Genomic DNA, 13,273 nt, shown 5'->3' with positions numbered 1-13,273 from the left:
CTGACTACTTTTTCTTTGAAGCATCTTCTCAAATCCCCTTGACAACTGCCATCCAAGCTTAACTTGTTACGAATGGGGAGAGGTGAAGGAAATTTGGGCGGTGCAAGATGCAATGGTATTAAAGGCATTGGCGATCGGGCTGGAAGTTGCGGACGGCTATTTTGGCGGTGAATCAGGAGATGGCGGATTTGCGGGTAGAAAAGCACCTAGATAAGACCTTTATCGGGCGGATATCGCGGGGGTTTGATTTTTTGGATATTGGTTTTCACCCTTGGGTTTGGGGGTTACTCAGAAGACGGTGGAGAGGTGTGTGGAGAAGGTTCCCCGGCTTGTGCGTGCAAGGTGCGTCAGTTGCGCGCATTGGGGAATATTTGGGGCGGTGGTGGCAGTGGGTGCGGGGTTGGGTGAATGGTGTTTTGATGGTGAGCGATCGCATTGCTTTTGGTTTGGTTGGTGAGATAAATAATTTTTCTCTTCTACCTCGTCCGGCAATCTCTCTTCATTTCAACCAATCTCCTTCACCCCTCTATAAGTAATCTTCCCCGCTTTTTCACTAGCCTCTTTCAATGCCCTTCTTCCTACTCCCTCATAACACTCTTCTTGCAACTTTTATTCTTCCTCTCATCTCTTCCTCTTCCTCCCATCTAATCTCTCTCTTGAAAAATATCATTACTACGTTGTGATCATATGTCGTATCTTGCTCTTTTGTAAGTGGAAACCCTCTATTCATTGAATACACCTCAACTTCTTCCTTATATTCCTTTTGTGATTTCTCTCCTTTTATGTTCACCCATATTATATTCTCTAATTCCTTGTCTTCAATTTCCCTTGGGATTCCTTCGCTTGTATACCACATTCTTTGGTCTTCTCCATCTGGATAGTTTTTTATGACAATATTATTTATTATTACATCTATTATTACGCCCTGACAATATATAACGTTGTCTGTGTATAATATACTCTCGTTTCTTTCCTCTAATATTATTCTTTTTTGTTCTTCTCCTCTACACAACTTTAGTGGTTTATTTATCTTTATATCTCCGTCTATCATTCCATCGATTTTTTTCATTATTCCCGTGAGATCACTCCCGTCACCATAAAACTTTTGTGCTCTGACATTTCCTTGTTGTACATTGATATCGCCTCTTCCAATCTCCAGGACCCCTCCCTCTTGTTTTGTCCCGATGCTGACCGAGCCATCGACTACCATATTATTAACAACCCGCAAATTACCTGCCACCTCCAATTTTTCTTGCGGGGTTGTTGTTCCTATGCCTACATTTCCTTCTTCTGTTATACTCAGCCTCGGTTGATTTTTTGTAGAGATATCAATTCCATTCAGAAAATTAAGTGGTTGATCTATCTTAATACCTCCGTCTATCATTCCAACGATATTATTCATTATTCCCGTGAGTTCACTCCCGTCACCATAAAACTTTTGTGCCCTGACATCTCCTTTTTTTACCAATAGATCGCCTTTTCTTATCTCCAGTGTCGCAGTTTCTTCATCACTCCATTTGCCGTCCAAGCCTTCTACTACCATTTTATAAACAACCCGCAAATTACCTCCCACCTCCAATTTTTGTTGCGGGCTTATTATTCCTATGCCTACATTTCCCTCTGCTGTTATGCTCATCCTCCGCTGAGTGTTTGTATAGATATCAATCCCCTTCAGATTGCCTTGTTGGTCGTTAACGGGCAATCTTTGTGATGATATTCCCTCTCCACAGGGAAATCCAAATGAAATTCCTGGATGCAGGGCGGCATTATTTTTATTGTTTTTGTCTACTGTTATTCCTTCTCCACTCATTATCGTTATTTTTGGGGAGGTGTATTCGGGGTGTTCGCAATTTATATTTAGTATTCCGGTTATACTTAAATTTCCATTTAGGACAGCGCTTTTTTGTTCTACCTGATAGCTCAGTGTTACTTCGTTTTTTCCCCCCCCATGTAACCTCAGACCAGTATATTGTCGGACGCTCTTTTCTATATTAATTTTTCCATCCGCTTCCTTCTTCAGCGTCGCTAATGCCAGGGATTCTTCTGTTTTTTCAAAATCAATGACTGGCTCCTCTACTATTCGCGTTAAACCTTCCCTTCCTCCCTGCGCCTTCTTCTCCTCTGCATATTTTATGTATAGAATTATCTCTTTTTTCCCTGCCATATCCACGGTCAATTCTTTCTCTTCTGGTTTGGACAGGATGATTTGCCTTCCTTGTGTATCCACTGCCGTGCCAGGAGACACCCTGACCTTTAAACTCTCATCTTGAACTAAAGTCACCTCCAATCCTTCCGCAATACCAGAAACATGAAGTAGACGGTTGTGCCGTTCCAGTCGTTCGATTTGGTAAGTCTGTTCCAGTTGAAAATCTTCTTCTAAAAGATATTGACCGGCAAAATAATTCGGTCGCTGGGTTGTGTCGGATTCGGTCACGGGTTTTCTCCTTTCCTTACTAATTCTTTCCTATTTCGGTTCCTATCAAGGCATTTCCATTAGGATGTTTACCTATTTTCAACCCAGGAGGCAGTGCGAACTCCTGCGTCTCTCCTTTCGTTTGTGAATCGGTCTCCTCTTCATAATATACCGTTATTGTAATCTTTCCTGTAACTATATTATCACTCAGATTCGCCACCGTGATCTGCCAAGGTATATTAGCATCAAATTCTTCTTGCGTGACGTTATGACTAACACTTACTGACTTTCTGCCAGTGTTTTGCTTAACAATTTTAGCCCGTGCTTGAGTCCCCTTGATACTGAGGACTAAAACATCATTTGTCTCTATTTCGACACTGGCTGTAATCTTCCCCTTCTGCTTTAGATGAACCGAATAAAACTGACCAGTCAGCCGCATCGTTTGCACCTGAGTTTTCAGCACATAATCGGTTCCTATAAAGGTATTTCTATTAGGATGTTTACCTATTTTTAACCCAGGAGGCAGTGCGAACTCCTGCGTCTCTCCTTTCGTTTGTGAATCGGTCTCCTCTTCATAATATACCGTTATTGTAATCTTTCCTGTAACTATATTATCACTCAGATTCGCCACCGTGATCTGCCAAGGTATATTAGCATCAAATTCTTGCGTGACGTTATGACTAACGCTTACTGACTTTCTGCCAGTATTTTGCTTAACAAGTTTAGCCCGTGCTTGAGTCCCCTTGATGCTGAGGACTAAAACATCATTTGTCTCTATTTCGACACTGGCTGTAATCTTCCCCTTCTGCTTTAAATGAACTGAATAAAACTGACCAGTCAGCCGCATCGTTTGCACCTGAGTTTTCAGCACATAATACGTGTGAGCAGGCTTCTCCTGGTCAATTATCGCTTTCGCTATTCGTTTCTGTCGCCAATACAAATCCGTATCAGTTATGGCTAGGGTTAACTGAACTTGAAAGTAATGGGGCGGGTTATCAAATTCAAAAATCTGAACCTTTCCAGGCAAATTAGAGCTTTTCAGATAAAGCTCTAAAATTTTTTCAAGACCTGCCTTTGTACCGCGCCTACGATACAACGGCACAATTTGTCTGATAAACTGACGACTGCCTTCCTCCGTCCATTCTTCCCGCAAGCTCAATGCCACCCAGCCCGCCAACCAAGGTAAAAATTCACTCTGAGCTGTATCAGAGTCTTCTTTTGTACCCGGATAAAAGTAGGTATGGATGCGGTTAATTTCTTCTTCTAACCCCTGTTGTTTCAAAAACGGATCTTGAGGTTCGGTAGAAGAGAAACCGCTCAAAATTCGCTCGAAAGCCAGTAAGAACCGCCCCAAAAAAGGATCTGCTTGCTGGCTTGCTGGCAGATACTCCAAATAACTACTTATTCTGTTAGATTGGTTATTGGTTTCCATTCTCCCCCCTTGTGTTCCATCATCGTAAAACTATTCCTATCAACTTGTACTGCCACCAATTCATCGTCATTGAGGATAATGCTAGTCAGGTTATTATCATCAGTAAGCGTGAGCTGGCTTGAATTTGCATCACTTGTTTTTGTCAATTCAGTTGTGGTAGCATCAGGTACCTCAAGGTTGATTCCCCGAACATAATCCACCCCAGGCAATCGATCCAGTAATTGATAAAGTTCAGAAAAGTAAACATTCTGACCAAAAGGCCAACCTTTGCCATTCCAATGTGTGTGTGAGTTAAAGGGATGGAAGAAATTTTCCACCTCCGACTTTGCCTTGTGTCCAACTTTAGTAGGATTAGCACCCTCCTCTAGATATAACTGCGCCTTGAGTTTCAGAGTCACATAGTTGGGTTCGACAACATGAAGGCGAGTAGTCAAAAGTCGCCATTCATCTAAATATTCCTGAAGGTCTTTAATGAATGCTGATGTTTCTCCTGAAGTTTCTGGAACCACCACCAAACTAATATGTCCGGGAGCGTGAATATTCCGATCCGTTGATTTTTTTTGCTTTAGATTTCGGTTCGGAATGCAGCGCGATCGCCTCACATAGCCTTTATCACTCTTCCACGCCAACGCCAGTTCCTCAAAATCTTTACTACTAACTGCCCGATTGGGTTTTCGCAACTCTAAAACCGTTTCTCGAATCGCTGCTTGTAAATCCCCTTCCAGCTTCCATTCAGGGCCATTGAGCAGCTTGAGAAACGTTTCCACATTCTTGTCGGTAACACGATTGACCCGATACAAAACCATCTCCGTCAACCAAGCCAGCAGCTCAATCAGGATAATTCCGGTATCGCTTGGATTGTGGTCTGTCCACTCCCGACACTCGATCGGAATGAGAGAACGCGCTTCTTCTACAAGGTCAGCATAGGTGCGGTCATCTAAATTCGGCAAGGGTAATGGCATTTTTATGCTCCTTCCTTTGGCAAAATCGAGCTAATAATAAGGGAGCCAGGGTGAATCAACTGCTCTGGAGATAAGTGTTTCGTCTGAGGGTCGGGTTCGACCTTTAAAGAGCGAACGTGGTCTACCCCTCGAATTGACTGGATTGCTGCATATAAATCCGACTGTTGAGGCAAACGCCCCAAAGCCCATCCCTGACCTTTTTTTCCTCCTGTCAGGGGATGTAGGAATTTTTCCAACTGCTGGACAACTGCTACCCTGACCGAATCCGCTGTCTCCAGGGATTCCGGAACCACCTCTGCCGTAACCGATACAGCCTGCCACTCTGGGCCAGTAACTTGTAAGTATACACTGGGATCACAACGCTCTCGCATATAAGCCTTCACCCAGTCAATCAAAGCCAGACTGGGAACAGGTTGAGGCGCTGTAGTTCTCGGCACGATCAGGATTCTGATTTGTCCGGCATTGTCAAATTTGGCTTTGTTGTGATTATCTAAGTTGGGGTTAAGAGTCTTGGGGTCTAGCCACAAGTTAGGATCGAGCGGGTCGAATGGATGGTTGTCTTTTTGCTCCTGCGACTTCTGTTTAAAAGTAGGAGCGATCGCTTTTGCCCTAGCGACCTCCGGTGAAGCTTCATAAGCCAAATCCTCAAAGTCTTGAATCGTTACAGCCCGATCGCGGTGGCGGAGAAACTTGGGCCCTCGTTCTTTTACTTGATCGATAGATTCCTGTTCGGTTCCCCCCCCAGCAGCTTCCAGGTTAGTCACCTTTTCTATATATGGAACCGTAGTCTTTAGCTGAACAACGGTATTAGCAGCCAGATTTCCCCGCGTCCCGCCACCCGTTTGATACTGGCAGAGGAGAATATTGTTGCGTCCTTGAGGCGGCACCATACCATACTGCCCATCCCCAAACCGCACTTCTCCCGTCAACCGATCCAAGACATAATGGCGATCGCGCGGCCCAGAACCATAGAAGTCCCGCACTTTTTGCCAGCGCACCCATACAGCTTCTATATGTCCTGCCTTATCCCTGACAACCTTCACCGCAGCGTTTCCCTCTTGTGACTCGCTCGCTGCCCGTTCCTCAACAGAGGGAATCTTGCCTTCCTGCACTTCTAGCTGCTCACCTTGGAGTACGGGTTTTTGGATGGTACGGAAAATCTGACTGGTAGTGCCATCACTTGACCCTAAAATCTCATTTTCCAGGGTGATTGCCTGAGTTGCCCACATCGTGTTGGTCAGCAGTCGTCGCAGGCGAGGCGGTACGCGAAACTGACCTTCCTGCCAATTTACTCGCAACCAGAAAAGCTCTTGACCAAATTCCGAAGTTTTTTTCCAGTCAGTTGGGCCGATAAACTCAATCAGCCCCCGTTCAGCAAAAGCATTCGTTTCATCTTTAACTCCCAACCAAGACCAGCCTGAAGGACTAGCATATTCCCAAACCAGTTGCACGGCTTCTGTATCGCTGGGTTGCACTGACTGTGGAGGTTCTACCTGAGCAAAAAGGCTTGTGTGTCGATTCGCAAACGGTTTGTCAAACCCCAGGTACAGAGCCGGAGCGTGATCGGCTGTCACTTTAAAAGGCTGAAAAGATTGCAGAACTTTCATGTTTTTGGCTAAATCTTGAGTCAATGCTGACCGGATCGTGACCGTTTGGCGATCGAGATTGACTGCTTCTATTTCACATTCATATTCTTGTGGAAGGCTGCCATTGGTCGTGATAATTCGCACGCTCTGACCTGCCCTAAAATGCTTAACACTAGACAGCTTGAGAATTCTTTCCCCTTTCTTAGCTTCTGTTTGCAGGGTAGTGAAAAACTCCACTAATTCTCCAACATCCCGATCTGCAGCTAATCCTGGCTTTACGGTGACGGTTCTCTGTTCGAGAGCGATCGCTTCAATTTCCTGTTCTTCTGTGCGATCGATCCACAGGCGATCGCCTGCAGCAAAACCCAGCATACTAGCAAGTTTAAGAATTTTTTGCCCTGATTTGCTATCTTCTCTAAGTGCAGTAGTTAGTAGCTCTACGTAATGAAAATCATTATAAGCACAACAAGCTGACAAAGAACCATTTGCTTCATAGCTATAGCTCAACCTCAACGACTCCACTGATGGAGGCTGAAAACTAGCTTCTACAAATTCATAGATAGGATAACCGTTGCTATTATTATTATCTTTGCGTTGTCTAGTAAAAGCTGGCTTTCCGTAGTCACCCTTAACAATCCGCGCCCGAATCCAATAGCTGGTTTCCCCATTAACCGTACCTCGATCTATTTTTGAAGGCAAGGTTAAACTCACTTTTCCACTATCAGTAAGTATACTTACCGAGGTTTTAATTATGCTTGTCTCTGTCTCCTGAGCGTTTCTCAGTCCGGTTTGCAACGTCAACTCCAATTTTTCATTATTAATCGCTTCAATAATATTATCTTCCTGTGTACTAGCCCCCGGAGCAATTCGGATAGAATTATCTTTGGCAAAACCCGTCGTACTTTTAACTTTTATTTTTTTTGAAGCCGCCATCGCTTTTTCTGATAAAGTTGTTTCTGATAAAGTTGTTTCTGATATAGCTTTTTCTAATTGCTCCCAGGTATGACCATTCCATGCTTCCCACGCCATCTCCACACCGCCATCATTTTTTACAGGTAGTCCATTACTTAATTGCAAATCGATTGTAACTATAGCACCGGCTCTGGCAAAAACTTCCTTACTTGCAATATATAGGGTGTCATTAAAGCGAGGTTGTTCCCCAAAAGGGTAAAAGTCCTTGCTGAGATCGATGGGAACCGTGTTGAAAAAGCAAAAGTCAGGTGTTAAATTGTTCTGCTCGATCTTTGCACTAGCAGTGATGTTATTAACTATTGGAAGTTTTAAGAACCATACTCTAGTATCTTTTGGATGACTGTACTGGAGAGGTGTCTCAAGGGTAAGCGTTTTTTTCTCAGAGTCAATACTGATAATTTTACAGTCTTCCTGGTTACTACTACCCGCAACTCGAATAATATTATTAACTAAATTAATGTTTCTAATATCTTTAAGCTTAAGTTGTGTTTTCCCTTTTACTGCTTCTTCATCAAGCGTTGTTCCTTTCATTTCATCTTTATCAAGTAATGCCTCAAGTAATGGCTGATTTAGTGACGCCTTTAGCCAGCCAGTTTCTACGCCCTTTATCGTTTGATTTGTAAGAACGGGAAAATTTTGAGTAACTACTTCCAAATTACCATCTATTAGCTTGTTTTCAGTTAGTTTCAGCACTTGCCAGCTACCATTCCAATACGACCAATTTATTAGTAGCTTTGCTAGGTCGGTTGCTTCAGACGAGTAAAATTTTAGAGTTATAGTTTTGTTTCCAGGCAAAGCAAAAAGTTCATCCCAGGCTAAATAGAGACAATGCTCAATAGGCTGTTCTCCTGTAAACGCCTCAAATGCAGCATCTTTTTTTCCTGTTGCTTGTGAAGTGCGATCGCTATACTTGTCTTTCTCAGGTTCCCGCACAAACACCGCCTTCAGTTGGGCAGTCGTTACAACCAGTTCGCGATCGGTTTCAAACACCACTTCTTCTTCCTGTTCCTTAGCAGGTGGGGCAGCTACTTGAGTGTGGGCAGGAACCAGTGCATCTACAAGACTCCCTTCTACTAGAGAAAAAGTCAGAGGCACCTTGGCAGGCTGAGGAGGCAATAGCTGAGTGCCAATTAAGTCGAGGAACGCGAGAAAATTTTTATCTGGGACTTTGTTGAGGCGATCGCTCACCAGCGCCGCCATGCGCCCAAAGATGCGAATCAGCCCCATCCCAGCATCGTTTTTGCCTTGCCAACCTTTTACCTTCACCAGTTTAGTTTTGACTTCGGCAATCTTTTTCGCCAAATCCTCATTCACTGATTCGCCTATTTTGGCAATTATCTGACCATCAATGTCGATAATGTTTTCATTTAAAATGCGATCTTTTAGCAATTCTGGTGTGGGCTTAACCGACTCATTACCTTGTCCTTCTTGCGAATCTTTGACCTTCACTTTCACTAGATTGGCTGCTTGGCGTGTAGCGATTTTCTTAGCCAACTGTGGAGTCACCAACGTGTCTGCTTTCGCAATTATTTCATTGTTGTCTGAGCCGATGTCGATTATGTCTTCAGCTAGGATGCGGTCTTCCAGCCCTTTAGATGTCCGTTCAACTAATGCAGCGGTAAAGTGCTGTGCTAGCTTTACCGTTTGGTTAACGATGTCATCATAACTGCGATTGTCAATTTTTGGAGGCTGAATCGACATAATAATTACTGTAAATAAAACGGATAAACCAAATTAAACCGATTGTTAGTAGTGCGAACCTGATAATTAATTAAAATCAGCAGTCGATTCGGGTGAGCTTCCTCGGGATTAGCATCTACTTCCAGTAGATCGATACGCGGTTCCCAGTCAATCAGAGATTGACGCACTTCATGAATGACTTGTCCGATCGTGCCGGGGCTATTATTGGCAAAGACCAGATCGTGAATGCCACACCCAAAATCAGGCCGCATAATGCGATCGCCTTTAGCAGTACCCAGAATCATTAAAATTGACTGACGAACGCAATCTTCATAGCGTGCCATCTCGATTTGTCCGGCACTGTTGAGCTTCACCGGCGATGTCCATCCCACCCCTAAAAAATCAGCATTCATTTACATTCCCTTCACGCGAACTTGAGTCACCAAAATATTCAATGAAGTGCCAGTGGGTATCGCCACCGCTTTGCTATCCTGCAGCAAAACGGGCTGTCCCATTACCTTGACTCGGAGTGCAGCACTCACCCACTGCGCCATTACGCAAGGGCCAACGTTAGCTGGCGGTGGTGGATTGACGCAACCGGCAACGGTATAGGGAAATATCTGAGTCACCACAGGTTGTCCCATCACTTTAACTCTGGGATTAGGGGCTGTGGGTTGTGCTTGTCCCCCATGAACGCAAATAACACTCGCCCCAGCGTGTAACAAATATCCCGGCATTTCACATTACCTCCAAGGCACCATCGTTAATTTTCACGCCTGCCATGCACTTCAAAGCCATGCCAGCATTAGCTTGAATATTGCAATTAGAATTGGCTTTTACCTCAACTTTTGAATTGGCTTTTATTTCACAATTTTGCTGAGTTTGAATATCTAAATTTTTACACTTGATAGAAATATCTCCATCGCTGCTTTCCAGACTGATTTTACCTTTGGCTTTTATCGAAATATCTTTTTCTCCTTCGATGCTAATCGCGTTATTTTTTGAATCAATGACGATCTGGTTTTTGCCAGTACCATCGCAGATAGTAATCTTCTCGCCATTTTCCGTATCGTCCAAAATAATCTTATGACCGCTGCGGGATTTAATTACCCGAAGATTATTTTTGCCATCGGTATTAGATTCAGGTGGCTTATCTTGACCATTCCAAAGCCCGCCCAAAATATAAGGAGAAGAAATATCGCCGCGATCAAACGCCACTAACACCTCATCCTCGACTTCTGGCAAAAAGTAGAATCCCCGCTGCTTCCCCGCCATCGGCGTCAGTACCCTTGCCCAATAACTTTCATCTGTCTCGGACAGCCAAGGAAATTTTACTTTGACTCGCCCCAATCCCTCCTCATCTTTGTTATTGGTCACGATGCCTACAGTAACGCCGTAAAAGCGATCGCTTCCCTCATTTGCATCCTGTAAATAGGACAATAGATTCCTGCCCATTACGCCGCATTCCTCCTGACCGAAAATTCCGTGCGATATCCTAAATCTTGCGAATAAATATGAGTGACTGAAGTTAGATAATAGAGACCGCTAAAACGCTTACCCAATTCTGTCATTTCGATAGTATGACCGACACGCAATTCAGGATTTCCCTGACAAATCCCTTCCCCCGTAATATAAGCGAGAGCCATATCATTATACTGTCCTTTAGCTATCTGTTCTGCTTCCGCTTGACTTAATACAGGCTCATTAATAATAACATGAGTGGCTTTACCGAAAGCCCGATTAGTATTTTTTGGCCCGCTAGTGCCTCCTTTCATGGTAGTGGTTTCATCGCCAGCACCCGCTGTGCCAACCAGAGCTTTTTTTTGCTTCACATCCCAGGTATGCACTTCTACCTGTCCCACCTGGCTCATCGTACTCAATCGAGGCGAAAATTCTATTAAATCGTCGCTTCGATTGAGTGTCAAAACTTTTTGAGTATTATTTTGGTGCGATCGAAAGTATAGGGTTTTGCCTTCTAGTGTTACTTCATACCCAATGCGCTTAGCCCGTTGCTGGAGAAATTCTAAATCAGTTTGGTTGGCTTGGAAAATATATTCTAATTTTATACTGGTATCTTTAACTGTGCAACTAATTCCTTGTTCTCCAGCTATTTTACTAGCAATATCGCTATCTTTCATCTGGGTAAAAGAGCGAGTTTTACTGCCCCTTAACAGTCGGTGGCGCAAATCGTGGCCCCGCACCACTAATTTTGGAGTTGCCGTTTGGGAAAATTCCGGTTCTAATCCGGTAATTTCTCCAACAATTAAAGTTTTTAAAGTGTTCCCGTACCCCATTTGAACTTCGATCGTATTCCCAATATCGAACAATTCACTATCTGCCCAAGTAATTTGGCTTTTTACCAGATTCCAATTCACCAATTCGAGGGTAAACATAGCGGGTATGTCCAAATCTTCGGAAACGGTTACTGAGAGTAAATCTCCAACGGTTTCCATAGGTAAGCGGTTTCCTTTAATCAGGACGTTCAACTTGGGAACTAATGAGTCAACTCCACTGGGGTTAGGCACTGTAATTATTGCCTCCCTTGCGTAATGCTATCCGCACGCCTTGGCGGTATCGTCAAACGCTTACCGGGCTCCAATAAACGCGGATTATCCATGTTATTTTCTTTAGCAATCAACCGCCACAGAGCAGGATCGTTATATTCTTGCGCGGCGATGCTGCTGAGAGTTTCTCCTTGCTTAACAATCCGAATCGGGTCGTCTATTGGATTTTCAATTTTTTTCTTTTGTGTGGAGTCTTGCCACTCCTGAAAATTGCAACTTAATTTAGCAGCAACGGGAGTTCCATCTTCTAAAAAGTGGGTAAGAGTTTTAGTTAAAGATTTAAGGATTCCCAGAGGCAATAAAACATTTTTACCCCAAATTATTTGACATAAAGGGGGTCTGTTATTTTTTCCAATGAGAGTTAAGCTGTAAATTTGCTTAGTATAGTTTTGAACGTTTTCTGGCGGATATTTCCCTAAAGTTGTAGTGTCAAAAAACAACTCAATGGTTAAAGTAGCTGGCCCAGAAGCGGGGACTGGTCCATCATTCTCTTCACTCCAGCCTGTTTTGCTAATTGTCACTTGGTTGGGGTTGAATAAGGCTTGTATTTCTTTATTTGGTTTTCCTTGAGTTTGGTCTTCAATTAGAATTTTTAGTTTTTCTAGCGCCATCGTTTCTGTCCTCTTCGCTCACTTTCGATCGCGAGCCGTCGTATCAGTTTACGCTCTACTTTGTCGGCTAAACTATCCAGGTCAATCGGAGTTTGGCTGCTTGTCTGAGTAGGAGACGAATACTGTACTTGTATAGCTGAACTTGCAGAACTATTGGGAAAAGTGCTGGCAGAATTGTTAGTATCAGCATGGGGAACAGTTCTGACGATCCCAACTTCAGTTGCTTTTCTATGTTCTGCCTTTTCTCCTGAGTGATATTGTCTAGTAACTAAATCCTGACTCCCATTAGCTGCTACTGTTCTATTGCTGGGTAATGGAGGAACAGACCATAAAAGTTGTGTATCCAATCCCTTCCAGCTAGGGACTATATTTTGTCTAAGTAATAGCTGTGAATTCCGTCCGGTTAAGTCCGTCTTTTTTGCGCTTAACTCCTCTGTAGGAGTTAATAGCATATTTTGAGTTTGGGTAGCCTGACTTATAACTTTTAATGTAGAGCCATACCCTTCATTTGTCAATGCCCGATCCGCCCTTATTTGGCTAAACACAGGAACCGTTAGCGATGCCGTTTCGGAAATCGAGTCTGGCGTAAACTTAACTAGAGGAAGTGTTGATTCCCCCAGCTCACTGCTAACTGACTTTCCCGGTCTACTTGGAGATAATATATCAGCAGATTGAGTGGCTGAGTCTAATTTAGCCTGAACAACAGGCAATTGGTTAACAGAGATTTGGGAAAACTCTAAGTTAGAAGTTGAATTTATCGCAGTAGCTGACTGATGCGGTTGCCCAATATTGTCTAATTTTTTTGAACCTGAAGCAATAGAAACCAAAGATTCGGCTAGATTGTCTGAAATACTTTCAGGAATGTGATTTTGTTTTGCGTCGTTTACTTCACTTAGTTGCGAGCTTTGCCGAGCCAAGTCATGAAGTAAGATTGATTCGCTCGCCGGAGCAAATTTTGCTTGAATAATGGGTACTTTTTCGGAAATCGAGTCTGGCGTAAACTTAACTAGAGGAAGTGTTGATTCCCCCAGCTCACTGCTAACTGACTTTCCC

At 43.5% G+C, this 13,273-nt stretch carries 12 protein-coding genes; 2 read left to right on the top strand and 10 right to left on the bottom strand.

Going from position 1 to position 13,273, the window contains the following annotated elements:
• The first annotated feature begins 82 nt into the window (after window positions 1-82).
• Together QUA90_RS27465 and QUA90_RS27460 are read left to right on the top strand one after the other, a co-directional pair.
• Window positions 83-214, top strand: a complete 132-nt coding sequence (locus QUA90_RS27465) for a hypothetical protein (RefSeq protein ID WP_333448470.1) — start codon at window positions 83-85, stop codon at window positions 212-214.
• Window positions 180-536, top strand: coding sequence for a hypothetical protein (locus QUA90_RS27460; RefSeq protein ID WP_333448469.1), 357 nt, complete (start codon window positions 180-182; stop codon window positions 534-536). Before QUA90_RS27465 ends, QUA90_RS27460 begins: the two co-directional genes overlap by 35 nt.
• Before the next feature lie 50 nt (window positions 537-586).
• Here QUA90_RS27460 and QUA90_RS27455 read toward each other — a convergent pair whose 3' ends face one another.
• The 10 genes from QUA90_RS27455 to QUA90_RS27410 all read right to left on the bottom strand — a co-directional run.
• On the bottom strand, window positions 587-2,281 hold the full coding sequence (locus tag QUA90_RS27455; protein ID WP_333448468.1) for a hypothetical protein: 1,695 nt from the start codon (window positions 2,279-2,281) through the stop codon (window positions 587-589).
• Window positions 2,282-2,453: 172 nt separating this feature from the next.
• Window positions 2,454-3,845, bottom strand: coding sequence for a phage tail protein (locus QUA90_RS27450; protein WP_333448467.1), 1,392 nt, complete (start codon window positions 3,843-3,845; stop codon window positions 2,454-2,456).
• Window positions 3,815-4,807 (bottom strand): hypothetical protein, encoded by a 993-nt coding sequence (locus tag QUA90_RS27445; protein WP_333448466.1) that lies wholly within the window; start codon window positions 4,805-4,807, stop codon window positions 3,815-3,817. Before QUA90_RS27445 ends, QUA90_RS27450 begins: the two co-directional genes overlap by 31 nt.
• Window positions 4,808-4,809: 2 nt before the next feature.
• Window positions 4,810-9,066 carry a putative baseplate assembly protein gene (locus tag QUA90_RS27440; RefSeq protein WP_333448465.1) on the bottom strand — a complete coding sequence of 1,419 codons (4,257 nt, stop codon included), beginning with the start codon at window positions 9,064-9,066 and terminating at the stop codon, window positions 4,810-4,812.
• 5 nt (window positions 9,067-9,071) lie between these two features.
• Window positions 9,072-9,458 carry a GPW/gp25 family protein gene (locus QUA90_RS27435; protein ID WP_333448464.1) on the bottom strand — a complete coding sequence of 129 codons (387 nt, stop codon included), beginning with the start codon at window positions 9,456-9,458 and terminating at the stop codon, window positions 9,072-9,074.
• Window positions 9,459-9,782: a hypothetical protein gene (locus QUA90_RS27430; protein WP_333448463.1), complete on the bottom strand. Its 324-nt coding sequence runs from the start codon at window positions 9,780-9,782 to the stop codon at window positions 9,459-9,461.
• 1 nt (window position 9,783) lies between these two features.
• A complete protein-coding gene (locus QUA90_RS27425; protein ID WP_333448462.1) occupies window positions 9,784-10,485 on the bottom strand; it encodes a phage baseplate assembly protein V in 702 nt (233 codons plus the stop codon).
• Window positions 10,486-10,499: 14 nt separating this feature from the next.
• Complete coding sequence (locus QUA90_RS27420; protein ID WP_333448461.1) at window positions 10,500-11,570, bottom strand: contractile injection system protein, VgrG/Pvc8 family; 1,071 nt, start codon at window positions 11,568-11,570, stop codon at window positions 10,500-10,502.
• A gap of 5 nt (window positions 11,571-11,575) precedes the next feature.
• Complete coding sequence (locus tag QUA90_RS27415) at window positions 11,576-12,220, bottom strand: CIS tube protein (RefSeq protein WP_333448460.1); 645 nt, start codon at window positions 12,218-12,220, stop codon at window positions 11,576-11,578.
• Window positions 12,211-13,273, bottom strand: a 1,063-nt coding sequence (locus tag QUA90_RS27410; protein WP_333448459.1) for a hypothetical protein, incomplete at its 5' end; no start/stop codon positions are given. The genes QUA90_RS27415 and QUA90_RS27410, both read right to left, overlap by 10 nt.

Origin of the sequence: Microcoleus sp. D3_18_C4 (assembly GCF_036702355.1) — a bacterium.
GTDB lineage: Bacteria > Cyanobacteriota > Cyanobacteriia > Cyanobacteriales > Microcoleaceae > Microcoleus.
This window is presented reverse-complemented; position numbering and strand designations above follow the sequence as displayed.